Origin of the sequence: Pseudomonas sp. URMO17WK12:I7, from assembly GCF_003269045.1 — a bacterium.
Classification (GTDB): domain Bacteria; phylum Pseudomonadota; class Gammaproteobacteria; order Pseudomonadales; family Pseudomonadaceae; genus Aquipseudomonas; species Aquipseudomonas putida_J.
The window spans coordinates 299,872-326,675 of sequence record NZ_QLTL01000004.1 but is presented as its reverse complement, the minus strand read 5'-3'; the positions used below and the strand labels follow the sequence as shown (position 1 = coordinate 326,675).

23 protein-coding genes are annotated in these 26,804 nt (G+C 63.0%); 8 read left to right on the top strand and 15 right to left on the bottom strand.

Annotated elements, in window-relative coordinates:
- Position 1: 1 nt before the first annotated feature.
- The 10 genes from nuoH to H040_RS07515 form a co-directional block, all read right to left on the bottom strand.
- The gene (gene nuoH / locus H040_RS07560; protein ID WP_027920602.1) at positions 2-1,009 is read right to left on the bottom strand and encodes an NADH-quinone oxidoreductase subunit NuoH; all 1,008 of its coding nucleotides are present in this window, start codon (positions 1,007-1,009) and stop codon (positions 2-4) included.
- Positions 1,006-3,720, bottom strand: coding sequence for an NADH-quinone oxidoreductase subunit NuoG (gene nuoG / locus H040_RS07555; protein WP_027920601.1), 2,715 nt, complete (start codon positions 3,718-3,720; stop codon positions 1,006-1,008). The genes nuoH and nuoG overlap by 4 nt, the downstream gene beginning before the upstream one ends.
- A 133-nt stretch (positions 3,721-3,853) precedes the next feature.
- Complete coding sequence (gene nuoF / locus H040_RS07550; protein ID WP_027920600.1) at positions 3,854-5,218, bottom strand: NADH-quinone oxidoreductase subunit NuoF; 1,365 nt, start codon at positions 5,216-5,218, stop codon at positions 3,854-3,856.
- Positions 5,215-5,712: an NADH-quinone oxidoreductase subunit NuoE gene (nuoE, locus tag H040_RS07545; protein WP_003251433.1), complete on the bottom strand. Its 498-nt coding sequence runs from the start codon at positions 5,710-5,712 to the stop codon at positions 5,215-5,217. The genes nuoF and nuoE overlap by 4 nt, the downstream gene beginning before the upstream one ends.
- A 2-nt stretch (positions 5,713-5,714) precedes the next feature.
- On the bottom strand, positions 5,715-7,496 hold the full coding sequence (nuoC, locus tag H040_RS07540) for an NADH-quinone oxidoreductase subunit C/D (protein ID WP_027920599.1): 1,782 nt from the start codon (positions 7,494-7,496) through the stop codon (positions 5,715-5,717).
- Between the two features lie 79 nt (positions 7,497-7,575).
- Complete coding sequence (locus H040_RS07535; protein ID WP_027920598.1) at positions 7,576-8,253, bottom strand: NuoB/complex I 20 kDa subunit family protein; 678 nt, start codon at positions 8,251-8,253, stop codon at positions 7,576-7,578.
- Between the two features lie 10 nt (positions 8,254-8,263).
- Positions 8,264-8,677, bottom strand: coding sequence for an NADH-quinone oxidoreductase subunit A (locus tag H040_RS07530; protein WP_027920597.1), 414 nt, complete (start codon positions 8,675-8,677; stop codon positions 8,264-8,266).
- A gap of 381 nt (positions 8,678-9,058) precedes the next feature.
- Positions 9,059-9,721 carry a lysoplasmalogenase gene (locus H040_RS07525; protein ID WP_027920596.1) on the bottom strand — a complete coding sequence of 221 codons (663 nt, stop codon included), beginning with the start codon at positions 9,719-9,721 and terminating at the stop codon, positions 9,059-9,061.
- A gap of 267 nt (positions 9,722-9,988) precedes the next feature.
- A complete protein-coding gene (gene aceA / locus H040_RS07520) occupies positions 9,989-11,314 on the bottom strand; it encodes an isocitrate lyase (protein ID WP_023534769.1) in 1,326 nt (441 codons plus the stop codon).
- A gap of 491 nt (positions 11,315-11,805) precedes the next feature.
- Positions 11,806-12,570 carry a secretin N-terminal domain-containing protein gene (locus tag H040_RS07515; RefSeq protein ID WP_177326724.1) on the bottom strand — a complete coding sequence of 255 codons (765 nt, stop codon included), beginning with the start codon at positions 12,568-12,570 and terminating at the stop codon, positions 11,806-11,808.
- 143 nt (positions 12,571-12,713) lie between these two features.
- Here H040_RS07515 and H040_RS07510 point away from each other — a divergent pair, with 143 nt between their 5' ends.
- Together H040_RS07510 and H040_RS07505 are read left to right on the top strand one after the other, a co-directional pair.
- Complete coding sequence (locus tag H040_RS07510; RefSeq protein WP_027920594.1) at positions 12,714-13,874, top strand: hypothetical protein; 1,161 nt, start codon at positions 12,714-12,716, stop codon at positions 13,872-13,874.
- A 93-nt stretch (positions 13,875-13,967) separates the two neighbouring features.
- The gene (locus H040_RS07505; protein WP_027920593.1) at positions 13,968-15,410 is read left to right on the top strand and encodes a SulP family inorganic anion transporter; all 1,443 of its coding nucleotides are present in this window, start codon (positions 13,968-13,970) and stop codon (positions 15,408-15,410) included.
- A gap of 148 nt (positions 15,411-15,558) precedes the next feature.
- Here H040_RS07505 and fusA read toward each other — a convergent pair whose 3' ends face one another.
- Both fusA and H040_RS07495 read right to left on the bottom strand, forming a co-directional pair.
- Positions 15,559-17,673, bottom strand: a complete 2,115-nt coding sequence (gene fusA / locus H040_RS07500) for an elongation factor G (RefSeq protein ID WP_027920592.1) — start codon at positions 17,671-17,673, stop codon at positions 15,559-15,561.
- Between the two features lie 73 nt (positions 17,674-17,746).
- Complete coding sequence (locus H040_RS07495) at positions 17,747-18,172, bottom strand: hypothetical protein (protein ID WP_027920591.1); 426 nt, start codon at positions 18,170-18,172, stop codon at positions 17,747-17,749.
- Positions 18,173-18,436: 264 nt separating this feature from the next.
- On the opposite strand from H040_RS07495, the gene H040_RS07490 reads away from it, so the two are divergent.
- Positions 18,437-18,739: a hypothetical protein gene (locus tag H040_RS07490; protein ID WP_027920590.1), complete on the top strand. Its 303-nt coding sequence runs from the start codon at positions 18,437-18,439 to the stop codon at positions 18,737-18,739.
- A 3-nt stretch (positions 18,740-18,742) separates the two neighbouring features.
- On the opposite strand, the gene H040_RS07485 is transcribed toward H040_RS07490, so the two are convergent.
- The gene (locus tag H040_RS07485; RefSeq protein WP_027920589.1) at positions 18,743-19,993 is read right to left on the bottom strand and encodes a 2-aminoadipate transaminase; all 1,251 of its coding nucleotides are present in this window, start codon (positions 19,991-19,993) and stop codon (positions 18,743-18,745) included.
- Positions 19,994-20,194: 201 nt separating this feature from the next.
- On the bottom strand, positions 20,195-21,091 hold the full coding sequence (gene gcvA / locus H040_RS07480; protein ID WP_027920588.1) for a transcriptional regulator GcvA: 897 nt from the start codon (positions 21,089-21,091) through the stop codon (positions 20,195-20,197).
- Positions 21,092-21,359: 268 nt separating this feature from the next.
- On the opposite strand from gcvA, the gene H040_RS07475 reads away from it, so the two are divergent.
- From H040_RS07475 to H040_RS07465, 3 genes are all read left to right on the top strand, one after another.
- Complete coding sequence (locus H040_RS07475; protein WP_027920587.1) at positions 21,360-22,742, top strand: amino acid permease; 1,383 nt, start codon at positions 21,360-21,362, stop codon at positions 22,740-22,742.
- 56 nt (positions 22,743-22,798) lie between these two features.
- Positions 22,799-23,299 (top strand): PaaI family thioesterase, encoded by a 501-nt coding sequence (locus H040_RS07470; RefSeq protein WP_027920586.1) that lies wholly within the window; start codon positions 22,799-22,801, stop codon positions 23,297-23,299.
- A gap of 88 nt (positions 23,300-23,387) precedes the next feature.
- Positions 23,388-24,083 (top strand): glutathione S-transferase N-terminal domain-containing protein, encoded by a 696-nt coding sequence (locus H040_RS07465; RefSeq protein ID WP_027920585.1) that lies wholly within the window; start codon positions 23,388-23,390, stop codon positions 24,081-24,083.
- 153 nt (positions 24,084-24,236) lie between these two features.
- Here H040_RS07465 and H040_RS07460 read toward each other — a convergent pair whose 3' ends face one another.
- Entirely contained in the window at positions 24,237-25,853 is a 1,617-nt protein-coding gene (locus tag H040_RS07460) for an inorganic phosphate transporter (RefSeq protein WP_027920584.1), read from the bottom strand.
- A 121-nt stretch (positions 25,854-25,974) separates the two neighbouring features.
- Here H040_RS07460 and H040_RS07455 point away from each other — a divergent pair, with 121 nt between their 5' ends.
- Positions 25,975-26,361, top strand: coding sequence for a DUF488 domain-containing protein (locus H040_RS07455; RefSeq protein ID WP_027920583.1), 387 nt, complete (start codon positions 25,975-25,977; stop codon positions 26,359-26,361).
- Positions 26,351-26,782, top strand: coding sequence for a GNAT family N-acetyltransferase (locus tag H040_RS07450; protein ID WP_027920582.1), 432 nt, complete (start codon positions 26,351-26,353; stop codon positions 26,780-26,782). The genes H040_RS07455 and H040_RS07450 overlap by 11 nt, the downstream gene beginning before the upstream one ends.
- The last annotated feature ends 22 nt before the right edge of the window (positions 26,783-26,804 follow it).

The following is a 26,804-nucleotide window of genomic DNA, read 5'->3' as shown; positions in this document are numbered from 1 at the left end:
CTCACTGGGCCGCGACGGCTGGCGTGTTGTAGAGCACGATCGCAGCGGTCACCAGCAAATTGATCAGGGTCAGCGGCAGGCAGAACTTCCAGCTGAAGTCCATCACCTGGTCATAGCGTGGGCGCGGGATCGAGGCGCGCAGCAGGATGAACAGCATGATGAAGAACGCGGTCTTCAGGGCGAACCACAGGAACGACAGTTGCGGCAGGATGCCGAACGGGCCGTGCCAGCCGCCGAAGAACAGGGTCACCAGCAGCGCCGAGATGAGGATGATGCCGATGTACTCACCGACAAAGAACATGCCCCATTTCATGCCGGCGTACTCGATGTGGTAGCCGTCGGCCAGTTCCTGCTCCGCTTCTGGCTGGTCGAACGGGTGACGGTGAGTCACGGCGACGCCAGCGATGAAGAAGGTGCAGAAGCCGAAGAACTGCGGAATGATGAACCACAGGTTCTGTGCCTGGTATTCAACGATGTCGCGCATGTTGAACGAACCCACCTGCACCACCACGCCCATCAGCGCCAGGCCCAGGAACACTTCGTACGATACGGTCTGTGCCGAGGCACGCAAGCTGCCCAGCAGGGCGTACTTGTTGTTCGACGACCAGCCGGCGAACAGCACCGCGTAGACCGACAGGCCGGCCATGGCGAAGAAGAACAGCAGGCCGATGTTCAGGTCGGCGACGCCCCACAGCGGGGTGATCGGGATTACGCAGAAGGCGATCAGCAGTGCACTCATGGCCACGACCGGCGCCAGGGTGAAGATCATGCGATCGACGAAGGGCGGGTTCCAGTCTTCCTTGAAGAACATCTTCAGCATGTCGGCAGCGATCTGGAACATGCCGAACGGGCCGACGCGGTTCGGACCGTAACGGTCCTGCCACCAGCCCAGCAGGCGCCGCTCGACGAAGCTGAGCAGCGCGCCGCAGACCACCACCGCAAGCAGGACCACAACGGCCCGGACCACGGTGAGGATCACATCGATCACTTCGGGGGTGAACCAGCTCATTGTGCTGCCTCCTGCAGACCTTCGACGGATGCACCGAAGATGGCAGGCGGAATGCCGGCCAGGCCTTTGGGCAACGCAACCAGGCCAGCGCCCAGTTCTTCATTGATGCGCAGCGGCAGGCGCAGGGCCACACCGGCCACGTTCAGGCTCAGCAGCGCGCCGTCGTTGACACCCAGGCGGTCGGCTTCGGACTTGGCCAGGCCGACGTAGGCGGCCGGGATGCGCTCTTGCACCGGGGCGGCGCGCGAGGAGCTTTCTTCGCTGCCGAACAAGTGGAAGAACGGTACCGCAGTCCAGGTGCCACGGGCCGGGTTGAACGCGCCGGGGATGGCGTTGAACCAGTTCAGGCGATCACCTTGCGATTCGATCAGACGAACGCCCGGGTCACCGGCACGCAGGTGGCCACCGACCTCGTCCTGGAACTTGTTCCAGGCTTGCGGCGAGTTCCAGCCCGGCGACCAGGCGAACGGCACCTGCTGGCGCGGTTCTGCCGAGCCCGAGTAGCCTTCCATGGAGAAGGCGAACGCGGTGTCCTTGTCCTGCGGCGTACGCGGCTCGTGCACGCTGATGTTGGCGCGCATGGCGGTACGGCCCGAGTAGCGCAGCGGCTCACGGGCAAGCTTCATGCCCTTGATGCGGAACGCGGCGCTTGGGGCGGCGTTGATGATACCGGCCAGTTGCGGCGCGGCTTCGGCGCAGGCGCTGGTGACGTGGTCCAGCTGGGTCCAGTCGACCGGCTTGTTCAGCAAGGTGGCACGCAGGGCGTGCATCCAGCGCCAGCCTTCGTGAACCAGGATGCTGCTGTCCAGGTACTGCGGGTCGAACACCTGGAAGAAGCGCTGGGCGCGGCCTTCCTGGCTGACCAGAGTACCGTCGCCTTCGGCGAACGAGGCCGCCGGCAGTACCAGATGGGCGCGATCGACAGTGGCGGTCTTGGAGTGGTCGGCGACGATCACTACCTTGGCCGCGGCCAGGGCTGCATCGACCTTGGCAGCTGGTACGCGGGCGTACAGGTCGTTTTCCAGCACGACGATGGCGTCGGCCTTGCCGCTGATGACGGCGTCCAGCGCAGCATCGACCGACTCGCCACCCAACATGGCCATGCCCAGGCTGTTGGCCTCAGGCACCACCAGGCTCAGCGAGCCGTTCTTCTCGCGCAGCTTCAGGGCCTTGGCGATGTTGGCGGCGGCTTCGATCAGCGCAGGGTCGGCCAGCGAAGTACCGGCAACCACCAGCGGGCGCTTGGCCGCGACCAGGGCGTCGGCGATGCGCTGGGCCAGGGCCTTGGCTTCGTCGTCCAGGCCGGCAACAGCCGGTGCGCTCGGGTCGATGGCGTGGGCCACGGCGAAACCGATGCGGGCCAGGTCGGCCGGGGCGGCGTGTACACATTCTTCGGCGACGTCGTCCAGCTTGGTTTCAGCCAGCGAGGCGATGAACAGCGGGTACAGTGCGTGCTGGCCGATGTTCTTCACGGCGGCGTCCAGCCAAGGCTGCACTTTCATCGCTTCGGCCATGGCCTCGGCCTTGCCTTTGGTGGCCTGGCGCACGGACAGCGCCACACGGGCAGCGGTCTGGGTCAGGTCTTCACCGAGCACGAACACGGCGTCGTGGTCTTCGATGTCGCGCAGGGTCGGCACCGGCAGCGGGCTGTTGTTCAGCACGTTCAGTGCCAGGCGCACGCGGGCCAGTTCGCCTTCTTCCATACCGGAGTAGAAGTAGTCGGCGCCGACCAGCTCACGCAGGCCGTAGTTGCTTTCGAGGCTGGCGCGTGGCGAGCCGATGCCGACGATGGTACGGCCGCGCAGCAGGTCGGCGGCCTTGTCCAAAGCAGCGTCCAGGCCCAGCTTGGTGCCGTCGGCCAAGTGTGGCTGGCGCGGGCGGTCCTTGCGGTTGACGTAGCCGTAGCCGAAGCGGCCGCGGTCGCACAGGAAGTACTGGTTGACCGAGCCGTTGAAGCGGTTTTCGACCCGGCGCAGTTCGCCGTAGCGTTCACCCGGGCTGATGTTGCAGCCGCTGGAGCAGCCGTGGCAGATGCTTGGGGCGAACTGCATGTCCCACTTGCGGTTGTAGCGCTCGGAGTGGGTCTTGTCGGTGAACACGCCGGTCGGGCAGACCTCGGTCAGGTTGCCGGAGAACTCGCTTTCCAGCACGCCGTCTTCGACGCGGCCGAAGTACACGTTGTCGTGGGCGCCGTACACGCCCAGGTCGGTACCACCGGCATAGTCCTTGTAGTAACGCACGCAGCGGTAGCAGGCGATGCAGCGGTTCATCTCATGGGCGATGAACGGGCCGAGGTCCTGGTTCTGGTGGGTACGCTTGGTGAAACGGTAGCGGCGCTCGTTGTGGCCGGTCATTACCGTCATGTCCTGCAGGTGGCAGTGACCGCCTTCCTCGCACACCGGGCAGTCGTGCGGGTGGTTGGTCATCAGCCATTCGACGACGCTGGCGCGGAACGCCTTGGACTCGTCATCGTCGATGGAGATCCAGGTGCCGTCGGAGGCAGGGGTCATGCAGGACATGACGATACGACCACGGGTGTCGTTCTCGTCGGTGTACTGCTTGACCGCACACTGCCGGCAGGCGCCGACGCTACCGAGCGCCGGGTGCCAGCAGAAATAAGGGATGTCGAGGCCGAGCGACAGACAAGCCTGTAACAGGTTGTCTGCACCGTTGACTTCGAGCGCTTTGCCGTCTACGTGGATAGTGGCCATTGTTCAAAGTTCTTCGTTGGCCCGCGTGAGCGGGCGTGGCTAATGGAAATCGGTGAGCTTGCGACACGCCGCGAACGAATCGGGCCTGCCGGCAAGCTGGCGAGTGGCACGGACCACCCGCTTAATCATCTTGTTATGCGCCGACCACGATCGGCTTGGCCAGGTTAGGGCGCAGGGTGTCGGCAGCGCTTGCTGGGGCGACACCGGCCTCGAACTCGGACCGGAAGTATTTGATGGCGCTGCCCAATGGCTCGACGGCACCTGGTGCGTGAGCACAGAAGGTACGGCCTGGGCCGAGGAAGTTGACCAGCCCCAGCAGCGTCTCGATGTCTTCGGCGCGGCCCTGGCCTTTCTCCAGTGCGCGCAGCATCTTCACGCTCCACGGCAAGCCGTCACGGCATGGGGTGCACCAGCCGCACGATTCGCGTGCGAAGAACTCTTCCATGTTGCGCAGCAGCGAGACCATGTTGACGCTGTCGTCGACCGCCATGGCAAGGCCGGTACCCATACGGGTGCCGACCTTGGCGATGCCACCGGCGTACATCTGTGCGTCGAGGTGCTCGGGCAGCAGGAAACCGGTACCGGCGCCGCCTGGCTGCCAGCACTTGAGCTTGAAGCCATCGCGCATGCCGCCGGCGTAGTCTTCGAACAGCTCGCGGGCGGTGACGCCGAACGGCAGTTCCCACAGGCCCGGGTTCTTCACCTTGCCGGAGAAGCCCATCAGCTTGGTGCCGTGGTCTTCGCTGCCTTCACGGGCCAGCGACTTGTACCAGTCGTTGCCGTTGGCAACGATGGCTGGCACGTTGCACAGGGTTTCGACGTTGTTCACGCAAGTCGGCTTGCCCCACACACCAACGGCGGCCGGGAAGGGCGGCTTGGAGCGCGGGTTGGCGCGGCGGCCTTCCAGCGAGTTGATCAGTGCGGTTTCTTCACCGCAGATGTAGCGCCCGGCACCGGTGTGCACGAACAGCTCGAAGTCAAAACCGCTGCCCAGGATGTTCTTGCCCAGCAGGCCTGCGGCCTTGGCTTCATCGATGGCACGGTTGAGGTTCTTCGCCGCGGTGGTGTACTCGCCACGCAGGAAGATGTAGCCACGGTAGGCCTTCAGGGCGCGGGCGCTGATCAGCATGCCCTCGACCAGCAGATGGGGCTGTTGCTCCATCAGCATGCGGTCCTTCCAGGTGTTCGGCTCCATTTCGTCCGCGTTGCACAGCAGGTAGCGGATGTTCATGGATTCGTCTTTGGGCATCAGGCCCCACTTCACGCCAGTGGGGAAGCCTGCACCGCCACGGCCCTTGAGGCCAGAGTCCTTGACGCTTTGCACGATGTCGTCAGCGGACATGTCTGCCAGCGCCTTGCGCGCGGCGGCATAGCCGTTCTTCGACGTGTACTCGGCCAGCCAGACGGGCTCGCCGTCATCACGCAGGCGCCAGGTCAGCGGGTGGGTTTCGGCCGAACGCGCGATGCGGTTGGCCGGGCCGAAGGAAGTAATGGTCATACGTAACCCTCCAGCAGTTTGGAAACGCCAGCCGGCTGCACGTCACCGAAGGTGTCGTCATCGATCATCAGCGCCGGGGCTTTGTCGCAGTTGCCCAGGCAGCACACCGGTAGCAGGGTAAAGCGCCCGTCCGCGGTGGTCTGGCCGAGGCCGATACCCAGCTCGCTCTGGATCTGGCTGACCACGGATTCGTGGCCACCGATGTAGCAGACCATGCTGTCGCACACACGGATGATGTGGCGGCCAACAGGCTGACGGAAGATCTGGCTGTAGAACGTGGCCACACCTTCGACGTCGCTGGCCGGGATGCCCAGCACTTCGCCGATGGCATGGATGGCGCCGTCCGGCACCCAGCCACGTTCCTTCTGGACGATCTTCAAAGCCTCGATGGACGCCGCGCGCGGGTCCTCGTAGTGATGCATTTCGTGCTCGATGGCCGAGCGCTCGGTTTCGCTCAGGGCGAAACGGTCTGTCTGGATAAGCGTGCTGTTCATGCTTAGCGGTCCACGTCAGCCATAACGAAGTCGATACTGCCCAGGTACGCAATGAGGTCGGCGACCATGCTGCCTTTGATCACCGAAGGGATCTGCTGCAGGTGCGGGTAGCTCGGGGTACGGATCCGGGTGCGGTAGCTCATGGTGCCGCCATCGCTCGTCAGGTAGTAACTGTTGATGCCTTTGGTGGCCTCGATCATCTGGAACGACTCGTTGGCCGGCATGACCGGGCCCCACGAGACTTGCAGGAAGTGCGTGATCAGGGTCTCGATGTGCTGCAGGGTGCGCTCTTTCGGCGGCGGCGTGGTCAGCGGGTGGTCCGCCTTGTACGGGCCTTCCGGCATGTTGCGCAGGCACTGGTCGATGATGCGGATACTCTGGCGCATCTCCTCGACACGGACCATGCAGCGATCATAGGCATCGCCGTTGTGGGCCAGCGGTACTTCGAACTCGAAGTTTTCGTAGCCGGAGTAAGGGCGGGCTTTACGCAGGTCGAAGTCGCAACCGGTGGCGCGCAGGCCGGCGCCGGTGGTACCCCACTCCAGGGCTTCCTTGGTGTTGTACGCGGCAACGCCAATGGTACGGCCCTTGAGGATGCTGTTCTGCAGGGCAGCCTTGGTGTACTCGTCGAGGCGCTTGGGCAGCCATTCGACGAAGTCCTTGACCAGCTTGTCCCAGCCGCGCGGCAGGTCGTGGGCGACGCCACCGATGCGGTACCAGGCCGGGTGCAGGCGGAAACCGGTGATCGCTTCGATCACGGTGTAGGCGCGCTGGCGGTCGGTGAAGGTGAAGAACACCGGGGTCATTGCGCCGACGTCCTGGATGTAGGTACCCAGGAACAGCAGGTGGCTGGTGATACGGAAGAACTCGGCCAGCATGATACGAATCACGTCGACCTTCTGGGGCACCTGGATGCCGGCCAGCTTCTCGACCGCGAGCACGTACGGCAGGTTGTTCATCACCCCGCCGAGGTAGTCGATACGGTCGGTGTAAGGGATGAAGCTGTGCCAGGACTGGCGCTCGGCCATTTTTTCGGCACCACGGTGGTGGTAGCCGATGTCCGGTACGCAGTCGACGATCTCTTCACCGTCCAGCTGCAGGACGATACGGAAGGCACCGTGGGCCGAAGGGTGGTTGGGGCCGAGGTTGAGGAACATGTAGTCCTCGTTGGCGCCCTGACGCTTCATGCCCCAGGCTTCCGGGTTGAAGCGCGCCGATTCCTCTTCAAGCTGCTGCTTGGCCAGGGTCAGGCTGTAGGGGTCGAACTCGGTGGCACGGGCCGGGTAGTCCTTGCGCAGCGGGTGACCTTCCCAGGTCGGCGGCATCATGATGCGGCTGAGGTGTGGGTGGCCGGCGAAGTCGATGCCGAACATGTCCCAGACTTCGCGCTCGTACCAGTTGGCGTTTGGCCAGATGCCGGTGACGGTTGGCAGGTTCAGGTCGCCTTCGCTGAGCGACACCTTGATCATCACGTCGCTGTTACGTTCCACCGACAGCAGGTGGTAGAACACACTGAAGTCGGCAGCTGGCAGGCCGCGGCGCTGGGTGCGCAGGCGTTCGTCGACGCCGTGAAGGTCGTACAGCATGCTGTAAGGCTTGGCGACGCCACGCAGGAAGCTGAGCACTTCCTTGAGCTGGGCGCGCTTGACCCACAGCACGGGCATGCCGGTGCGGGTTTCCTGGGCGACGAATGCGTCGGCGCCAAAACGGTTGTGCAGTTCGACGACCACATCCTGGTCGTCAGCCTTGTAGGGCGGAATGAAAATAGCGTTGTCCGCTGTCATGGTCTCGGTCGCTTTGGGTCAGCGTTAAGAATGAAGCCAGGCCGCCGGCTCCTTCGGGAGCGGGCGGCAGGTCGCTGGATCAGACTTCGTCGGGGCTGCGCAGGTTGGTTACCGCAATGCGCTGTTCGCGACGCAGGTCTTTCTGGGCTGGCATCTCGGCACGGTAGATGCCTTGATCACCAACCACCCAGGAAAGCGGGCGTCGTTCTTGGCCGATCGACTCCTGCAGCAGCATCAAGCCTTGCAGGAAAGCCTCAGGGCGCGGCGGGCAGCCAGGCACGTAGACGTCCACGGGGAGGAACTTGTCGACCCCCTGAACGACCGAGTAGATGTCGTACATGCCGCCGGAGTTGGCGCACGAACCCATGGAGATGACCCACTTGGGCTCGAGCATCTGCTCGTACAGGCGCTGAATGATCGGCGCCATTTTGACGAAGCAGGTACCGGCAATGACCATGAAGTCGGCCTGACGCGGCGAGGCCCGGATGACTTCGGCGCCGAAGCGGGCGATGTCGTGGGGTGCCGTGAAGGCCGTGGTCATTTCCACGTAGCAGCAGGACAGGCCGAAGTTGTACGGCCAGAGGGAGTTCTTGCGACCCCAGTTGACCGCGCCACGCATCACATCTTCAAGCTTGCCCATGAAGATGTTCTTGTGGACCTGGTCCTCGAGCAACTGGTCGGTGACGGTTTCCCGATCACCTACCGGGTATTGCTCGTTGGGCGCATCCGGATCGATTCTGGTGAGATTGTATTGCATTGCCAAAGCCTCATTGTTTCAGCTTCGCTTGCCGCTTGCGGCGACCTTCGGGAGCCCAGTCAAGGGCCCCGACGCGCCAAAGGTAGACAAGACCAGCCAACAGAATTGCTATGAAAACGAGTGCTTCGACGAATCCGGTCCAGCCGCTTTCGCGGACGGACACAGACCATGCATACAGGAAGAGGGCTTCGATATCGAAGATCACGAACAGCATCGCGACCAGATAGAATTTGGCGGACAGGCGCAGGCGGGCGGTGCCGACGGGCAGCATGCCGGATTCGAAGGGTTCGTTCTTGGCACGGCCCCAAGCCTTGCTACCGAGCAGGCTGGAGAGGCCGAGCATGAAGGCACACAGGCCGACGACACCCAGAAGGAAGATGGCAAAGCCCCAGTTGTGGGCGATGAGTCCTGCCGAATCGGACATGCTAGAGATCCTTATACAGAGACCCAGCTCTGCAGTCTGAAATAAGTAGAGCGGCGACGTGGTGTCGCAGGTGCAGTGACCAAATGTCGCAGCTGAATCAATCGCGCTGATTTTATGGGTAAACCCGGTGCAAGTAAAATTTCCGTTGCAAATTTATTCGTAGGATTTAGAACAAAACCCGCTCCTAACTGGCTGAAAGCCTTGATATTCGGGCATTGCATGCGGTTTTGTTAATTATGTTTCTTGCCACGGGTAACGAATGACAAACTTCGTAATGATAATTGATATCATTTGAGCTGATGCCTTCTAATTCGTCTGTTCTGTGCCTTGTAAAGTTCATTTACGGGCTTGCCCTACTTGCAAATGCGAAATAGTCCTGTTCTAGCAGCTTCCGACACCGCGCGCACCGCTCTGGGTCAATACTTTATCGGTTGAGCCATGGCGAACGGATGAAGCAATCGCCCATTGGCCAAGCCAGTAGGCGAGGATGATCACGTAGGGCGCGGCAGCGAACGGGCTGACGAAGCGGTCAATGCCGATCAGGCTGTCAGAGAACACGAACAGGCAGGCGCCGAGCGCGGCGATACCACCGCAGGCCAGGGCCCGCCAGAGCATGGCGCTGATCGCCAATGCGTAGACCGACACCGGAAGCAGCAGCGGGCCAAGGCCATGGCTGGCAAGCACGCTGAACAGGCTGATGCCGATGATGGCGCTCGACAGCAGTGCGGGCAGGGCGGGGCGTAAAGTCAGGCCGCAATAGGCGCGCAGGTAGGCGAGGTGGGCGCAAAGGAAGGCGGCCAGGCCGAACACGAACAGGTCAGCGGGGATGGCCAGAAGAATGTCGCCGAGCACCGAGAAAGCCAGGCCGACGCTGATCCCGCGGCGATAGGATGTGGCGGGGGCGCTGCGCAGCCAGGCGATCAGGGCCAGTACCGGGACGGGTTTGGCCAGCAGGCCGAGCACGGTGTTGTCGCTGGCCAGTGCATATATATAGAGAGAAGCGGCGGCCAGGGCGATGACGATCAGGTGGCTTGGGCGGGGCATGGGCGATCCTTGCTGCTGTGCTGCCACAAGCATAGACTTGATCCCGGTTTTTGCTGCTCCCAGGTTGGCTGCAATCCTTGTAGGAGCGGCCTTGCGTCGCGAAAGGGCTGCGCAGCAGCCCCGGCACTCGACGCTTTTGCTCAAGAACTGGGGCTGCTGCGCAGCCCTTTCGCGACGCAAGGCCGCTCCTACAGGTCTTGCGTAGCCCCAAAAGGAAGGCCCGGGGCTTTTGCAAGCCCCGGGCCTTCCTGCATCAGCACCCCACTATCAGTGGAACTGCTCTTCCTCGGTCGAACCGGTCAGTGCGGTTACCGACGAAGCGCCACCCTGGATCACGGTGGTCATGTCGTCGAAGTAGCCGGTGCCGACTTCCTGCTGGTGCGCCACGAAGGTGTAGCCTTTGCTGGCGTCGGCGAATTCCTGCTCCTGCAGCTTCACGTAGGCGGTCATGTCGTTGCGGGCATAGTCGTGCGCCAGGTTGAACATGCCGTGCCACATGTTGTGAATGCCGGCCAGGGTGATGAACTGGTGCTTGTAGCCCATGGCCGACAGTTCGCGCTGGAACTTGGCGATGGTTGCGTCGTCAAGGTTCTTTTTCCAGTTGAAGGAAGGCGAGCAGTTGTACGACAGGATCTGGTCCGGGTATTCCTTCTTGATCGCTTCGGCGAAGCGGCGGGCTTCGTCCAGGTCCGGCTTGGCGGTCTCGCACCAGATCAGGTCGGCGTACGGGGCGTAAGCCAGGCCGCGGGCGATGGCCTGGTCGAGGCCGGCACGCACCTTGTAGAAGCCTTCACGGGTACGCTCGCCGATCACGAACGGCTGGTCGTATGGGTCGCAGTCGCTGGTCAGCAGGTCAGCGGCGTTGGCGTCGGTACGGGCCAGGATGATGGTTGGCACACCCGATACGTCGGCAGCCAGGCGCGCGGCCACCAGCTTCTGCACGGCTTCCTGGGTAGGTACCAGTACCTTGCCACCCATGTGGCCGCATTTTTTCACCGAGGCCAACTGGTCTTCGAAGTGCACGCCAGCGGCGCCTGCTTCGATCATGTTCTTCATCAGCTCGTAGGCGTTCAGCACGCCACCGAAACCGGCTTCGGCATCAGCCACGATCGGCGCGAAGTAGTCGATGTAGCCTTCGTCGCCCGGGTTCTTGCCGGCTTTCCACTGGATCTGGTCGGCGCGGCGGAACGAGTTGTTGATGCGCTTGACCACGGTCGGTACCGAGTCGACCGGGTACAGCGACTGGTCTGGGTACATGGACTCGGCCGAGTTGTTGTCGGCGGCCACTTGCCAGCCGGACAGGTAGATGGCCTGGATGCCGGCCTTGACCTGCTGCACTGCCTGGCCACCGGTCAGGGCGCCCATGCAGTTGACGAAATCTTTTTCTGGGCGGAAGGACGGGTGGGCACCTTGGGTGACCAGCTTCCACAGTTTTTCTGCGCCCAGGCGAGCCAGGGTGTGCTCCGGCTGCAGGGAGCCACGCAGGCGAACGACATCGGCGGCGGTGTAGGTACGGGTCACGCCTTTCCAGCGCGGGTTCTCGGCCCAGTCTTTCTCGAGGGCTGCAATTTGCTGTTCGCGTGTCAGTGCCATGGAAATAAACCTCGTCGCATCGATCTTGGGTTAATTGTGCTGATGCTCGGGGCAGATCAGGGACCTGGCGGCTGTCCTGTTCGGGGGGCGTGCGGCGGCGAACGCGAAGGCTCGAAGGGGAAGGAGGTGCAGGCCAGGCGCAAGTGTGCTCCGGCAGGTCGGCTCGTGGTTGCCTTGCTGCGGTGCTACGCGATTGCCAGAACTGCGGTGATGCGCTTCCGTCCCTCGGGACAACTTCTTCGTTGCAGTCGCAATCCCGTCGAACCGCCTTGTGGGCCGTATAGACACGAGGTGCCTCCAGGGGTGGAAGGAGTACGCCTCGAAGGCCCTTGCCAGGGCCCCTGATTAGCGGGAGCGAGGCCATCATGCCCTTGGGAAAAACACCCTGTCAAATGTTTTGTAGTGCTTTTTCTAACTTACTACATCCTTGGTCTAATGCGACTTGGCAGTCAGTTTCAAGGCCTTTGGTCGAGGCCTTGAATTGCCTGGGATCAGTCCAGAAGGTCGACTTTGACACGCAAAGTCATGTTTTCACCCCGTTGCGTGCTGTAGGTACGGCTTGACGGGTTACGGTCGGCTTGACTCTGCTGGTTGTGGCCGGCCAGGGTGATCCATTCGCCGAGCCTTCCGCTGATTGTCGTGTCGGTACTTTGCACTTTCACTACATCGGCACGTTCCTGGCTGATTCGGTCATTATTGGTGCTTATTTGCAGGCGAACCGTATCCCCGCTCAAGCTTGGCGTGACGTAGAAACCTTGGGTCACATTGCGGTATTCGGTGTTGCTCTGGATGCGCCCGTAGCCGTCGGTGCTGGTGCTGGTGATCGGGATGCTCTGGCCGACCTGAATCAGTGCCGGTTGGCCTTCGCTGGCCTGGATCTGCTGCAAGCCGCCTTCGCGGTTGCTGGTGCCATAGCGAATGACCTGGCCGTTGCCGCGGTTGTCCTGGTAGTTGCTGTCGTTGTTGTCGACACTGATCAGCAGGCGCTTGGGAACGGTGTCCAGCTGCTGCAGCAGGGCGCGCAGGTCGTCGATGCGTTCGGGGCTGGCGTTGACGATCAGCTTGTTCTCGAAGGCGCTGACGGTGCCGTCGCGGCCAATGAAGGCTTGGGCGGCGGGCAACAGCTCGGCGCTGCTGCGATGCTGCAAGGGCACCACCTCGGTGGCGGCCTGGGCAGTGAGGCTGGCGGCCAGTAGCAGCGAGGCGAAAAGGGGGCGTAGCGGCATGCTCATGTTCTCCGCAGGTGGAATCAACATGATGGCAAATTTGTCAGGAGTTTGCCGGGCCTGGATCACAGCTGCTTGTTTGCATGCTGCGGCTGAATGAAAGCCGGGTGTTTTATCGGTTTTTATCTTGTAGGCTATAAATTATAGTCATCCAGATAATTGAGGATAATGGCATGTCGCCCTCCCGTCCGCTCCTGCGCCGTGAGCAACTGGCCAAGGCCCTGGCCCAGGATTTGGCCGGCGAATCGCTGGTCGATTACAGTTCGGGGATGTTCCTGGCTGCACCTCGGCGTACCGGTAAAAGTACCTTCCTCAACAACGACTTCATTCCCGAGTGTGTGCAGCGTGGCTGGCTACCGGTGTATGTCGACCTGTGGTCGGACCGCGACGCAGCCCCGGCAGACCTGATCAGCGGCGCGATCGGCACCGCGCTTGGCGGCTTCGAGAGTGCACTGGCCAAGGCGGCGAAAAAAGCCGGCATAGACAAGATCAACCTGCTGCGCACCCTCAGTTGGGACTTCACCCGTCCACAATTGCCCGCGGGCACTACCCTGGCTCAGGCGCTGGCGGTGCTGCACCAGGTGTCAGGGCAGATGGTGGTACTGATCATCGATGAAGCGCAGCACGCCCTGAACAGTGAGGAAGGCCTCAATGCCATGTTCGCCCTCAAGGCCGCACGCGACCACCTGAACCGGGGTGACCGCCCGGACGGCCTGCGCCTGGTGTTCACAGGTTCCAGCCGCGACAAGCTCGCCAATCTGGTGCTCAAGAGCAAGCAGCCTTTCTTCGGTGCCAGCATTACCCCGTTCCCCTTGCTTGGGCGCGAGTATGTCGGCTTCATCACTGAGCTGTGGAACCGCCGCCTGGCCGACAGCAACCAGTTCAAGGCCGCGGACCTGGAATACGCCTTCGAGTTGGTGGGGCGGCGGCCTGAAATGCTCAACACGTTGCTGGCCGAGGTCAGCGTCGGCTTGGGCGAGGCGGCTAACCTGGGTGAGTTGCTGCGCACCGGCGCGCTCAATCACCAGGCCGGCGTGTGGAGTGATTACGAAAGCGCCTGGAATGAGTTGTCGCCCTTGCAGCAGGCGGTGCTTGAGATCATGGCCGAGCGCGCCCAGGGCCGGCAGCCGTTCTCGCCGTTCACCGAGCAGACCTTGCTCGATGTGGCGCGCAAGCTGGAGCAGGCCCGCGTCGAAGCCAATGCCAGCACGCCCAACGTGCAGAAGGCCCTGGACGCCCTGCGCGAGAAGGAGCTGGTGTGGAAGGCCAACCGCGGCGAGTACGCCCTGGAGGATGCATCGATGGCGCAGTGGCTGACCCGCACGCGCCGATGACACGCCTTGCGGTGGCCGCTGCCAGACAAATTCCGTAACATCGCGGCCCTTGATTTTTCGTACCGTCCGCTTGGACTGCACCACAGGATGCCCATGAAACCCGCCCGACTACGTGCCGACCTGCTCGCCGGCCTGACCACCTCGTTTGCCCTGGTGCCCGAATGCATCGCCTTTGCTCTGGTGGCCCATCTCAACCCATTGATGGGGCTGTATGGCGCCTTCATCATCTGCACCCTGACGGCGTTGTTCGGCGGCCGCCCGGGCATGATCTCCGGGGCTGCAGGTTCCATGGCGGTGGTGATCGTCGCCCTGGTGGTGCAACACGGTGTGCAATACCTGCTGGCCACGGTATTGCTGGGCGGGGTGGTGATGATCCTGTTCGGCCTGCTGCGTCTGGGCAAGCTGGTGCGGCTGGTGCCGTACCCGGTGATGCTCGGCTTCGTCAACGGCCTGGCGATCGTCATCGCCATGGCCCAGCTCGAGCACTTCAAGGATGGCGAACACTGGCTCAGTGGTGCACCGCTGTACCTGATGCTCGGCCTGGTGGCGCTGACCATGCTGGTGGTTTATGGGCTGCCAAAATTGACCCGCGCGGTGCCGCCGGCACTGGTGGCGATCCTTGGGGTTGGCGTGCTGGTGTACCTGTTCGACCTGCCAACGCGCACCCTCGGCGACATGGCGCACATCGCCGGTGGCCTGCCGCAGGTGGCCCTGCCGCAAGTGCCGTGGAACCTGGAAACCCTGAAGATCATCGCCCCCTACGCGGTGCTGATGGCCATGGTTGGCCTGCTGGAAACCCTGCTGACCCTCAACCTCACCGATGAGATCACCGAGAGCCGCGGCTACCCGGACCGCGAATGCGTGGCCCTGGGCGCGGCCAACATGATTTCCGGCCTGTGCGGCGGCATGGGCGGCTGCGCGATGATCGGGCAGACCGTGATCAACCTCAGTTCCAACGGCCGTGGCCGGCTGTCGGGCGTGGTAGCCGGGGTGATGATTCTGCTGTTCGTGCTGTTCCTGTCGCCACTGATCGAACGCATTCCGTTGGCGGCACTGGTCGGGGTGATGTTCGTGGTGGCTCAGCAGACCTTTGCCTGGGCCTCGTTGCGGGTGCTGCACAAGGTGCCGGTGAGCGATGTGTTGGCGATCATCGCGGTGACGGTGGTGACGGTGTTCACCGACCTGGCCACTGCGGTGCTGTTCGGCATCGTCATCGCGGCGGTCAACTTCGCCTGGCAGCATGCCCGCGAGCTTTACGCCGACAGCCACGAGGACGGGGAAGGGTGCAAGCATTACCAGGTGCATGGCACGCTGTTCTTTGCCTCGACCGCGCCGTTTCTCAACCAGTTTGACCCGGCGGGTGATCCGGCCAAGGTCACCCTCGATTGCCGGCACCTGAGTTTTGTCGATTATTCGGCGATTGCGGCGCTGAAGACCTTGCGTGAACGCTATGCCAAGGCAGGCAAGCATTTGCGCGTGGTGCACCTGTCAGAGCGCTGCAAGAAGCTGCTGAAGCGGGCTGGCGAGCAGCACTGAGGCCAGCGGACGCGATCTTTGCAGGAGCGGCCTTGTGTCGCGAAGGGGCGCGCAGCGCCCCCGACAATCTCTGCTGCATGACTGAAGACCTGGGGCCGCTGCGCGGCCCTTTCGCGACACAAGGCCGCTCCTGCAGGGCGTGTGGGGTTCAAGGCTCCCCGCGGTTCTTCTTGACGATGGCATCGGCAATGCTCGCCGGTGCCTCGGCATAGCGGGTGAACTCCATCGTGTAACTTGCACGCCCCTGTGTCATCGAGCGCATCGAGGTGGCATAGCCGAACATCTCGCCCAGCGGCACTTCGGCACGGATCACCTTGCCCGCCGGCGTCTCGTCGCCATCCTGGATCATGCCGCGGCGCCGGCTCAAGTCACCCATGATGTCGCCCTGATACTCCTCCGGCGTCACCACCTCGACCTTCATCACCGGTTCCAGCAACACCGCACCGCCTTTCTGCGACAGCTGCTTGGTGGCCATGGACGCGGCGATCTTGTAGGCCATTTCGTTGGAGTCGACGTCATGGTAGGAGCCGTCGTACACCGCCGCCTTCAGGTTGATCAGCGGGTAACCGGCCAGCACGCCGTTCTTCATCTGCTCCTCGATGCCTTTCTGGATTGCCGGTATGTACTCGCGTGGCACTACGCCCCCGACGATCTCGTTGATGAACTCCAGGCCTTCCTTGCCTTCATCGCCGGGAGCAAAGCGAATCCAGCAGTGGCCATACTGACCGCGCCCGCCAGACTGGCGGACGAAGCGGCCCTCGATCTCGCAGGTGTTGCGGATCTTTTCGCGGTAGGCCACCTGCGGCTTGCCGATATTGGCGTCGACGTTGAACTCGCGTCGCATGCGGTCGACGATGATGTCCAGGTGCAGTTCGCCCATCCCCGAGATGATGGTCTGGCCGGTTTCTTCATCGGTGCGCACCCGGAACGACGGGTCTTCCTGGGCCAGCTTGCTCAGGGCGATGCCCATTTTCTCCTGGTCACCCTTGGTCTTTGGCTCGACGGCCACCGAAATCACCGGGTCGGGAAAGTCCATGCGCTCAAGGATGATCGGTTTGTCGATGTCGCAGAGGGTGTCGCCGGTGGTCACGTCCTTCATGCCGATCAGGGCGGCAATGTCGCCGGCGCACACGTCCTTGATCTCTGCGCGCTGGTTGGCGTGCATCTGCACCATGCGGCCGATGCGTTCCTTCTTGCCTTTTACCGAATTGAGCACGGCGTTGCCTGAGCTGAGCACGCCTGAATACACCCGGGCGAAGGTCAGGGTACCGACGAAGGGGTCGGTGGCGATCTTGAAAGCCAGGGCAGAAAAGGGCTCTTTGTCGTCCGCGTGGCGCTCCAGGTGCTTTTCTTCGTCGTCTGGGTCGGTGCCCTTGATCGCCGGGATTTCCGACGGGGCAGGCAGGTAGTCGATCACCGCGTCGAGCATCAGTGGCACACCCTTGTTCTTGAACGAAGAACCCAGGATGGTCGGGACGATTTCGTTGGCAATCGTGCGCTGGCGCAGGGCGGCCTTGATCTCTTCGACGCTGAGTTCCTCGCCATCGAGAAACTTCTCGGTCAGCTCGTCATTGGCCTCGGCTGCAGCCTCGATCATGTGCGCGCGCCATTCGTCGGCCAGCGCCTGAAGCTCGGCGGGGATCTCTTCTTCGCGGTAGCTGGTGCCGTTGTCGGCATCGTTCCAGTAGATCGCCTTCATCTTCACCAGGTCGATCTGGCCGATGAAGTTCTCCTCGCTGCCGATGGCCAGCTGGATCGGTACCGGGTGATGCCCCAGGCGCTTGTCGATCTGCTTGACCACGCGCAAGAAGTCGGCACCCTGGCGGTCCATCTTGTTGATGTAGGCCAGGCGCGGCACGTGGTACTTGTTGGCCTGGCGCCAGACCGTCTCGGATTGCGGTTCGACGCCGTCGGCACCACTGAACACCACCACCGCGCCATCGAGCACGCGCAGCGAGCGCTCCACCTCGATGGTGAAGTCGACGTGGCCGGGGGTGTCGATGATGTTGAAGCGGTATTTGTCGGCGAACTGTTTGGTCGAGCCTTGCCAGAAGGCCGTGGTCGCCGCGGAGGTGATGGTGATGCCGCGCTCCTGCTCCTGGGCCATCCAGTCCATGGTCGCGGCGCCATCGTGCACCTCGCCCATCTTGTGGTTGACCCCGGTGTAGAACAGGATGCGTTCGGTGGTCGTGGTCTTGCCAGCATCCACGTGAGCGACGATGCCGATATTGCGGTACAGCTCGATGGGCGTTGTACGGGCCATGGCGGACTACCTGCGGCGATACGGATTCTCCCACGGTAGCAGAGCGGGGGAATCCTGCCTGACCGCCGGGCCGTCAGTCGGCCTGGGCTTGCAGCATCCATTGGCCGTCGATTTCGCGGGCCAGGCCGCTGGCCGGCAGCAGAGCCAGAAGGCGCTGGTGCAGGGCGGCTTCGGTGAAAGTCTTGAGGGTGGTGAGGTCCAGCGCACCGATCAGGCTGAGGTCGGCCTTGGTGTAAGACAGCCAGGCCTTTTTCAGCACTTGGGCGACGTCGCTGCCGGCGGTGCTGGCAAAGCGGCGGTGCCACGGGCGGCCTTCGAACGTGAAGTTGTGTGCATGGCTGTAGCTGTTGTCGTCGCTGCCTTCGGCGCAGCGGTAGCAGCGGCACGGGCCTTCACCGAAGGCGCTGCGCAGGTAGCTGTTGAAGTCCACGACGGGCTTGAGGGTCAGGCGTTTGTCGACCTCGAACAGGTCGGCGATCAGGGGTTCTTCGGCGCTCACTCAGGTGTCCTCGTGTGGTGTGGCGTGCATCGGCGGGCACCCTAACAGATCGGGCTCTACAGATCACCTGTTGCAGGTCTGGCCCTTTCGCGGGTGAACCTGCTCCCACAGTCAGTGTGCGTACCTTGAGCAATGTGCAATCTCTGTGGGAGCGGGTTTATCGAGGCGTCGAACCGCCGCGAAGAGGCCAGTAGAGACAATAGAGATCACCTGCCGTACTCTACGCGCCTTAACACGCCCAACCCTTTTTCGAGGTAACCCCGCTTGAGCACCAAGTACCCGTACACCGCCACCGTGACCATCAGCGCCGAAGACCGTGGCGGTGACACCGAGGCCTCGGAAAACCCCAACATGCGCGTGGGTCTGGAAGCGGTGACCGAAACCCTGAAGAAGGTGCATTTCGTCGGTACGCTCGCGGCCCCCGAGAAGTCGGCCACGCACATCTGCGTGACCCTGGAGAATGGCCTGACCTACTACGGCCCGATCGTCAACGGCCACGCCGAACTCGAAGGCGGCTGGATTGCCTTCGAGTCTGACATGCTCACCCCGCAGGAACTGGGCCTTTAAGCCTCATTCCAGCTCGGCCAGGCACTGCTCGAGGATATCCAGCCCCTCTTCGAGCACCTCGGCCTCGATAGTCAGCGGTGCCAGCAGGCGGATGATGTGCCGCGCCTTGCCGCTTGGCATCAGCAGCAGGCCCTTGGCTCGCGCCGCTTCCATTACCTTGGCCAGTTGCGCCGGGGCCGGGCTGCCATCGGCATTGACGAACTCGATGCCACGCATGGCGCCCACGCCGGTCAGGCGGCCGATGAACGGGCTCAGGCCCGAGGCCTTCCAGCGCTGGTGGCGTGCAACGATCGCTTGTTCCTGCCGTTCACCCCAGGTGGCGACGTTCTCGTCGGTCATCTGTGCCAGGCTCGCCAGCGCCGCCGCGCAGGCAATCGGGTTGCCCGAATAGGTGCCCCCCAGGCCGCCCTTGGGCAATGCCGCCAGCAAATCCTGACGCCCGACCACTGCACCCAGCGGCATGCCGCCGGCGATGCTTTTCGCCAGCAGCAGCAGGTCCGGTTCAAGCCCTAGGCGCGGGAAGGCAAAGCGCTGGCCAGTGCGGCCGAAGCCGGACTGGATCTCGTCGATGATGATCAGGATTGCGCGCTCGTCGCAGAAGCGCCGCAGCGCTTGGGCAAACGCCGGGTTGAGGGCGAGGAAGCCCCCTTCGCCTTGCACCGGTTCGAAGATGAACGCCGCCACGTCCTCTACCGCCAACTCGACGCTGAACAGGCGGTCCATGGCCTGGAGCGCCTGCTCGCAGGTGACGCCGGTGTCGGCGCTGGGGTAGGGCAGGTGGTACACCGGCCCCGGCAGTTCACCGACCCGCTGCTTGTAGGGCGCGACCTTGCCGTTGAGATTCAGGGTGGCCAGGGTGCGGCCGTGGAAACCACCGTCGAAGGCGATGATGGCGCGTTTGCCGGTGGCGCCGCGGGCGACCTTCAGGGCGTTTTCCGCAGCTTCTGCGCCACTGTTGGTGAGCATGCCGGCCAACGGGTAGCTGACCGGGACGAACTGGCGCAGGCGCTCCATCAGCTCCAGGTACGGGCCGTGGGGGGCGGCGTTGAAGGCGTAGTGGGTCAGGCGGCTGGCCTGGGCCTGGATCGCTGCGACCACGGCCGGGTTGCAGTGGCCCAGGTTGAGCACGCCGATACCGCCGACAAAGTCGATGTAACGTTTGCCGTCGGTATCCCAGACTTCGGCATTGCGGCCATGGGAAAGTGTGATCGGATGAACGATGGCGATGGATTGACTGATACTTTCCAGATTCATGGGCACGCGGACCTTGTTCGAGTTTCTTAATATCCAAGCGCGCCGCAGTCATATTCCGCAAACGAATTATTCGATTGCGGTCATTCCTCAGATTCATGAACTGGCCCCTGCGCGGGCAAACCCGCTCCCTGCACAAGACTTGAATCTTTCGCTAACCCTGTGGGAGCGGGTTTACCCGCGAAGAGGCCAGAACAGGCGACGTCAATCTCCCTCAGCCACCCGTTCGCGAATCCACTGCACGAAGGCCTTGACCTTGGGCACTTCGGCGGCGTGCTCGGCATGGGCGATGAAATGCCGGCCATTGCTCGCCAGTGGGTGGTCCCAGGCCACCACCAGCTTTCCTTCGCTCAGTTCTTCAGCCACCAGGTAGCGCGGAATCAGGGCGATGCCACAGCCGGCGATAGCCGCCCGGATGCACAGGTAGAACGTGTCGAAGCGCGGCCCGTGGTAGCTGTTCTGGCTGTGCAGGCCCAACCCCAGGAACCACTCGTGCCAGGCTTCCGGGCGTGATGCGCACTGCAGCAGCCGGTGTTCGGTAAGCGCCTCGGCGCTGTCGAAGCGGTGCCGGGCCAGCAGCCCGGGCGCGCACACCGGCACCACTTCCTCGCTGAACAGCTCGATGCAAGTGGCCCCCGGCCACGTGCCCTGGCCAAAGAAAAAGGCGATATCGGCCTTGGCCTGTACAAGGTCGAACGGCTCCAGTTCGTTGCGGATGTCCAGGTGAATGCGCGGGTGGCGCTCGCCAAAGCCCTTGAGCCTGGGCACCAGCCAGCGCGCGCCGAAGGTCGGCTGGGTGGCGATGCGCAGCACCTCGGTCTCGTCGCCGTAGCTGAGGATGTAGCGGCTGGAAATGTCGATCTGGGTGAGGATCTTGTTCACTTCGTTGAGGTACAGCGCCCCCGCCGGGGTCAGGTGCAGGCGCCGGCGAATACGCTGGAACAGCGAATGCGAGAGCATGTCCTCGAGCTGCGCCACCTGCTTGCTCACGGCGCTCTGGGTCAGGTGCAGCTCCTGTGCCGCACGGGTGAAGCTCAGGTGCCGGGCGGCGGCTTCGAAGCACTGCAGGGCGGTGGTCGAGGGCATCAGGCGTTTGGACATGGCAGGCGCGTACCGAGCAAAAAAAGGAAGAAGTTCATTCCATACCGGAATCATGTGCTTCGAAAAGGTCGTTTGTTGACCTCGCCCTATAGATTAATACTGACCCCGATCAACGATTACAACCGGTAGGGCGAAGAGGAGGCAAATGCGCGACCGGCGACATAAAACAACAACAACGAGCAATACGACCTACCCGAATTCTGCTCCAACTTTTCAGCCGTCGACGGCACATGCGCCGCACGCCGGCCGACCCATTCGAGGGTTCTTCATGGCTTCGCTACACAACAACAAACAGCGTTCCTTGCAGCACGGTCTGACCTCGCGTCAGGTGTCCATGATTTCCATTGCCGGCATCATCGGTGCCGGCCTGTTCATCGGGTCTTCCAACGCCATCGCCACTGCGGGCCCGGCCATTCTCATCTCCTATGCAATGACCGGCCTGCTGGTGCTGCTGGTGATGCGCATGCTTGGCGAAATGGCCATCGCCAACCCCAACAGCGGTTCGTTCTCCACCTACGCCTCGGAGGCCATCGGCCCCTGGGCAGGCTTTACCATCGGTTGGCTGTACTGGTGGTTCTGGGTGCTGATCATTCCGGTCGAGGCCATTGCCGGTGCAGATATCCTGCATGCCTATTTCCCTGGCGTGCCGTCCTGGCTGTTCGCCTTCCTGATCATGGTCGTGCTGTCGGGCACCAACCTGGTCAGCGTGAAGAACTTCGGCGCGTTCGAGTACTGGTTCGCGCTGGTCAAGGTGGTCGCGATCATCGCCTTCATCGGGGTCTGCAGCTTGGCTGTGTTCGGCTTCTGGCCGCTGGCCGAGGTGTCCGGCATCAGCCGCCTGTGGGACAACGGTGGGTTCATGCCCAACGGTTTCGGCACCGTGCTCGGTGGCGTGCTGATCACCATTTTCTCGTTCTTCGGTGCCGAGATCGTCACCATTGCCGCCGACGAAACCGCCAACCCGAAAGACAAGATCCGCCGCGCCACCAATCTGGTGGTGTACCGCATCGCCATCTTCTACCTGGCGTCGATCTTCCTGGTGGTGTCGCTGGTGGCCTGGAACGACCCAAGCCTCAAAGCGGTGGGCTCGTTCCAGCGTGTGCTGGAAGTGTTGAACGTGCCTGGGGCCAAGTTGCTGGTCGACCTGGTGGTGCTGGTGGCGGTGACCAGTTGCATGAACTCCGGCCTCTACACCGCTTCGCGGATGCTCTACTCGCTGGGTGCCCGTGGTCAGGCGTTGAGCATGACCAAGCGTATTTCCGGCGCTGGCGTGCCGACCGTGGCAGTGATCCTCTCGACCTTGGCGGGTTTCGTCGGTTGCTTCGTCAACTATGTACTGCCGGGCAAGGTGTTCGGTTTCCTGCTGTCTACCACTGGCGCCATCGCCTTGCTGGTGTACCTGGTGATCGCCGTGTCGCAGCTGCGCATGCGCGCCCGTGCCGAGCGTGAAGGGCGGCCGCTGGAGCTGAAGATGTGGCTGTTCCCCTGGCTGACCTGGCTGGTGATCGGCACCATCGTCATGGTCCTGGGCTACATGCTGTTCAGCGATGCCTACCGCTACGAGACGCTGATGACTGCCGGCGTGACCCTGTTCATCCTGCTGGTGTCACTGACCCAGAGAGGCAGCAAGGTGGTTGCCCAGCCGGCTTGAGCTTCTGCTTTAATGGGGGCGTTTCGCGCCCCCATTCCAACAAGCACAGGCAGCGTATGAACGACCCGATTCTTTCTCTCCAGGCCCTGGCCGCCCCCGAAGGTACTTGCTTTGGTTGTGGCTGCTCCCACCCGTCCGGCCTGCACCTGCAAAGCCACTGGGATGCCGACGGCATTCACCTGTTGTGCCGGCATTCACCCGACAGCACCTTCATCGGCTGGCCCGGCCTGGTCTATGGTGGCCTGCTGGCCATGTTGGTCGACTGCCATTCGAACTGGACCGCGATGGCCTACCACTACCGCGCCGAAGGCCGTGAAGCGGGCAGCCTGCCACGCATCGATTGTGTCACCGGCAGCCTTGGGCTGAATTACCTCAAACCCACCCCGATGGGCGTGGAGCTGCTGCTCAAGGCGCGTGTGGAAGGTGAAGTCGGGCGCAAGACCCGGGTCATCTGCGAGGTTTGGGCCGGCGATGTGCTGACGGTCAGCGCCGACTCGGTGTTCGTGCGGGTAGACACCGAAAAGCTCAAGCTCAAGGCGCATGGCCAAGCCAGCTGAGCCAGGCCAGCTGATCAACGGCCGGTGATGGTCAGCCGCGCGGGATGTCTCTAGAGTGACAAGTCCATTCCCAAGGCCAAGGTTGACCATGACCGATCTGAGCGCTTTCCCCATCACCCGTAAATGGCCCGCGAAGCACCCCGAACGCCTGCAGCTGTACTCGCTGCCCACGCCCAACGGCGTCAAGGTGTCGATCATGCTGGAGGAGATCGGCCTGGCCTATGAACCGCACAAAGTCAGCTTCGACAACGATGACCAGCTGAGCCCGGAATTCATCGCCCTCAGCGCCAACAACAAGATCCCGGCGATCCTCGACCCCAATGGCCCGGGCGGGCAACCGTTGCCGCTGTTCGAGTCGGGGGCGATCCTGCAGTACATGGCAGAAAAGAGCGGGCAGCTGCTGAGCCAGGACCCGGCCCAGCGTTACCAGACCCTGCAGTGGCTGATGTTCCAGATGGGCGGCATCGGGCCGATGTTCGGCCAGGTCGGTTTCTTCCATTTCTTTGCCGGCAAGGAATACGAAGACAAGCGTCCGCGCGACCGTTACGTCAACGAATCGAAGCGCTTGCTGGGTGTGCTGGACCGGCACCTGAAAGGGCGCGAGTGGATGGTCGATGAATACAGCATCGCCGACATTGCCATTTTCCCTTGGGTGCGCAACCTGGTGGAGCGTTACAACGCACGCGATCTGGTGGGCTTCGACGAATTCAAGGAAGTGCAGCGTGTGCTGGCGAAGTTCCTCGAGCGACCAGCAGTGCAGCGTGGCCTGAAAATCCCCGCCTGATCAGGCAACACTGACCTCTGTAGGAGCGGCCTTGCGTCGCGAAAGGGCCGCAAAGCGGCCCCGGCGATACTTGCGGCGGAGCTGAATCCTGAGGGGGGCGCTTCGCACCCCTTTCGCGACGCAAGGCCGCTCCTACAAGACTCGCATTTCAGCCTAGAAGATCTGGTTCAGCAGCCAGTACAGGCTCCCGGCCAGCAGCATCGCCGCCGGCAGGGTCAGCACCCAGGCCATCAGCAGGTTGATCAGGGTCCGCTGCTGAATCCCCGAGCCGTTGGCGACCATGGTCCCGGCCACCCCGGAGCTCAGTACGTGGGTGGTCGACACCGGCAGCCCGAACATGTCCGCCGCACCGATGGTGCACATGGCCACCACTTCCGCCGAAGCACCTTGGGCATAGCTCAGGTGGGTCTTGCCGATCTTTTCGCCCACCGTCACCACGATTCGCTTCCAGCCGACCATGGTGCCCAGGCCCAATGCGATGGCCACCGCCACCTTGACCCAAAGCGGGATATAGCGGGTGGCGTCGTCCAGCTGGTTCTTGAACAGCTGCACATGGCTGCGGGTATCGGCGTCCAACGCCACCAGTTGATTTTTCTCGATCAGGCGGATGGCTTCGCTGGTCAGGTACATGTCATTGCGCACGTTGGCCATGGCCTCGCCCGGCACGCTGCGCAGCGAACCGTAGCCTTTGACCTGGTCACCGATCAGGCCGGTAAGCTCAGCCAGCGCCGGCACCAGCTGCGGGCTGGCCTTGGGCTCGGCGATGAACGCGGTCAGCACCTGGCGCGGGTCGCCGGGGGTCGGCCCGGGGGCCGTGCGTACCAGCGCCTGGCGGGTCACCTCGGCCACCGCAGAAAACTGCAGCGCCTGCTCGCTGGGCATGGTCTTGTTCAGGGCATAGGCCATCGGCAGGGTGCCCACCAGGATCAGCATGATCAGGCCCATGCCTTTCTGCCCGTCGTTGGAACCATGGGCGAACGACACGCCGGTGCAGGTCAGGATCAGAATCCCGCGGATCCACCATGGCGGCGGCGTGCGGCCCTCCGGCGCCTGGTACAGCTCTTTGCGCTTGACCAGTGCGCGCAGTGCCAGCAGCAACAGGGCTGCGCAGGCGAAGCCGATCAGTGGCGAAAACAGCAGGGCATAGCCGACCTTGCTGGCCTGGGCCCAGTCGACCCCGCTGGTGCCGTCACGCCCGTGCATCAGTGCGTTGGCCACGCCGACGCCGATGATCGAGCCGATCAGCGTGTGCGAGGAGGATGCCGGCAACCCCAGCCACCAGGTGCCGAGGTTCCAGATGATGGCTGCCAGCAGCAAGGCGAAGACCATGGCAAAGCCCGCCGTGGAGCCGACCTGTAGAATCAGCTCCACCGGCAGCAGGGCGATGATGCCGAACGCCACCGCGCCGCTGGAAAGCAGCACGCCGAGGAAGTTGCACAACCCGGACCAGACCACCGCCACCGGCGCTGGCAGCGAGTGGGTGTAGATCACTGTGGCCACTGCGTTGGCGGTGTCGTGGAAACCGTTGACGAACTCGAAGCCCAGGGCAATCAGCAGTGCCAGGCCCAACAGCAGAAACGGCGTGACGGTGGTGACCACCGTGTCGCTGGCGGTCACGTCCTGCTTGAGGCTCCAGGCAGTGTAGGCGATACCGGCCAGCAGCAGGCCGAAGAACAGTACGAGGGTGGCGCGCCCGGGCTTGTGCGAAAGCTGTGGGCGGGAATCGCTGTGGGCCAGTGGCTGCTGGCTGGCCAGGGACGGGGTTGCCATGGGGGCTCCGATTGGCGTCGGCGAGGGTGGCTCTGAGCATAGAAACTATTCCCCGACTGGACGTGACCTCGGTCAATGAATTACCTAGGCTCAAGACAGACGGTAAAGGCAGGAGAACCCCATGATTCGCTGCAAGCGTGTCTACGACGCGCAAGAGAAGGATGATGGCCAGCGCGTGCTGGTCGACCGCCTGTGGCCGCGCAACACACGCAAGGACGAACTGCACGGGCAATGGCTGCGCGAGGTGGCGCCATCTACTGATCTGCGCAAGGCATTCCACCATGGCGAGGTGGATTTCGCCGCCTTCACCCAGCGCTATCAGCAGGAACTGGCGGCGCACCCTGAACACTGGTACCCGCTGCTGGACCTCGCGGCCAAAGGCAACCTGACCCTGCTGTACGCCGGCAAGGACAGCGAGCACAACAATGCCCAGGTGCTGGCGGCCTGGCTGGAAGACGAGCTGGAGCGGCGCGGCCCAGGCAGCTCGCCGGTGTGTTATGCCCGTTGAGCTGATCACCGCGAGCGATGCCTATCGCACCTTTGCCCGCGACCTGACGCGGCGGGCGATGCTGCCCTATTACCGCGAGTTCGACCTGTTGTGGGTCGAGGACGCATTCGACGAAGCCTGGGGCTGGCGCGAGCAGTGGCTGGTGGTGGAGGAGGGCGTCGTGCTGGGTTTCTGCAGCCTCAGCCAGGACCGGCAGGCCTTGTTCATCCGCGAATTGCACCTGGTGCCGGAGCAGCGTGGGCGAGGGGTGGGCAGCCAGGTGCTGGAAATGCTGGCCGAATGGGCGGCGCAGCGGCGGCTGCCGTTGTTGAGGTTGATGGTGTTCAAGAGCAACCCGGCGCGGCAGCTGTACCTGCGCCATGGATTTGTCGAGATGGGGGAGGATGATTGCTTTGTGAGGATGCAGCGGGCCATCGGTTGACCTGTACTGGCCTCTTCGCGGG

Excerpts from the sequence above, each read along its gene's own strand:
- nuoH (WP_027920602.1), bottom strand. The coding sequence starts at position 1,009 with ATGAGCTGGTTCACCCCCGAAGTGATCGATGTGATCCTCACCGTGGTC.
- nuoG (WP_027920601.1), bottom strand. The coding sequence starts at position 3,720 with ATGGCCACTATCCACGTAGACGGCAAAGCGCTCGAAGTCAACGGTGCA.
- nuoF (WP_027920600.1), bottom strand. The coding sequence starts at position 5,218 with ATGACCATTACTTCCTTCGGCCCGGCCAACCGCATCGCGCGTTCGGCC.
- nuoE (WP_003251433.1), bottom strand. The coding sequence starts at position 5,712 with ATGAACAGCACGCTTATCCAGACAGACCGTTTCGCCCTGAGCGAAACC.
- nuoC (WP_027920599.1), bottom strand. The coding sequence starts at position 7,496 with ATGACAGCGGACAACGCTATTTTCATTCCGCCCTACAAGGCTGACGAC.
- H040_RS07535 (WP_027920598.1), bottom strand. The coding sequence starts at position 8,253 with ATGCAATACAATCTCACCAGAATCGATCCGGATGCGCCCAACGAGCAA.
- H040_RS07530 (WP_027920597.1), bottom strand. The coding sequence starts at position 8,677 with ATGTCCGATTCGGCAGGACTCATCGCCCACAACTGGGGCTTTGCCATC.
- H040_RS07525 (WP_027920596.1), bottom strand. The coding sequence starts at position 9,721 with ATGCCCCGCCCAAGCCACCTGATCGTCATCGCCCTGGCCGCCGCTTCT.
- aceA (WP_023534769.1), bottom strand. The coding sequence starts at position 11,314 with ATGGCACTGACACGCGAACAGCAAATTGCAGCCCTCGAGAAAGACTGG.
- H040_RS07515 (WP_177326724.1), bottom strand. The coding sequence starts at position 12,570 with ATGTTGATTCCACCTGCGGAGAACATGAGCATGCCGCTACGCCCCCTT.
- H040_RS07510 (WP_027920594.1), top strand. The coding sequence starts at position 12,714 with ATGTCGCCCTCCCGTCCGCTCCTGCGCCGTGAGCAACTGGCCAAGGCC.
- H040_RS07505 (WP_027920593.1), top strand. The coding sequence starts at position 13,968 with ATGAAACCCGCCCGACTACGTGCCGACCTGCTCGCCGGCCTGACCACC.
- fusA (WP_027920592.1), bottom strand. The coding sequence starts at position 17,673 with ATGGCCCGTACAACGCCCATCGAGCTGTACCGCAATATCGGCATCGTC.
- H040_RS07485 (WP_027920589.1), bottom strand. The coding sequence starts at position 19,993 with ATGAATCTGGAAAGTATCAGTCAATCCATCGCCATCGTTCATCCGATC.
- gcvA (WP_027920588.1), bottom strand. The coding sequence starts at position 21,091 with ATGTCCAAACGCCTGATGCCCTCGACCACCGCCCTGCAGTGCTTCGAA.
- H040_RS07475 (WP_027920587.1), top strand. The coding sequence starts at position 21,360 with ATGGCTTCGCTACACAACAACAAACAGCGTTCCTTGCAGCACGGTCTG.
- H040_RS07470 (WP_027920586.1), top strand. The coding sequence starts at position 22,799 with ATGAACGACCCGATTCTTTCTCTCCAGGCCCTGGCCGCCCCCGAAGGT.
- H040_RS07465 (WP_027920585.1), top strand. The coding sequence starts at position 23,388 with ATGACCGATCTGAGCGCTTTCCCCATCACCCGTAAATGGCCCGCGAAG.
- H040_RS07460 (WP_027920584.1), bottom strand. The coding sequence starts at position 25,853 with ATGGCAACCCCGTCCCTGGCCAGCCAGCAGCCACTGGCCCACAGCGAT.
- H040_RS07455 (WP_027920583.1), top strand. The coding sequence starts at position 25,975 with ATGATTCGCTGCAAGCGTGTCTACGACGCGCAAGAGAAGGATGATGGC.
- H040_RS07450 (WP_027920582.1), top strand. The coding sequence starts at position 26,351 with ATGCCCGTTGAGCTGATCACCGCGAGCGATGCCTATCGCACCTTTGCC.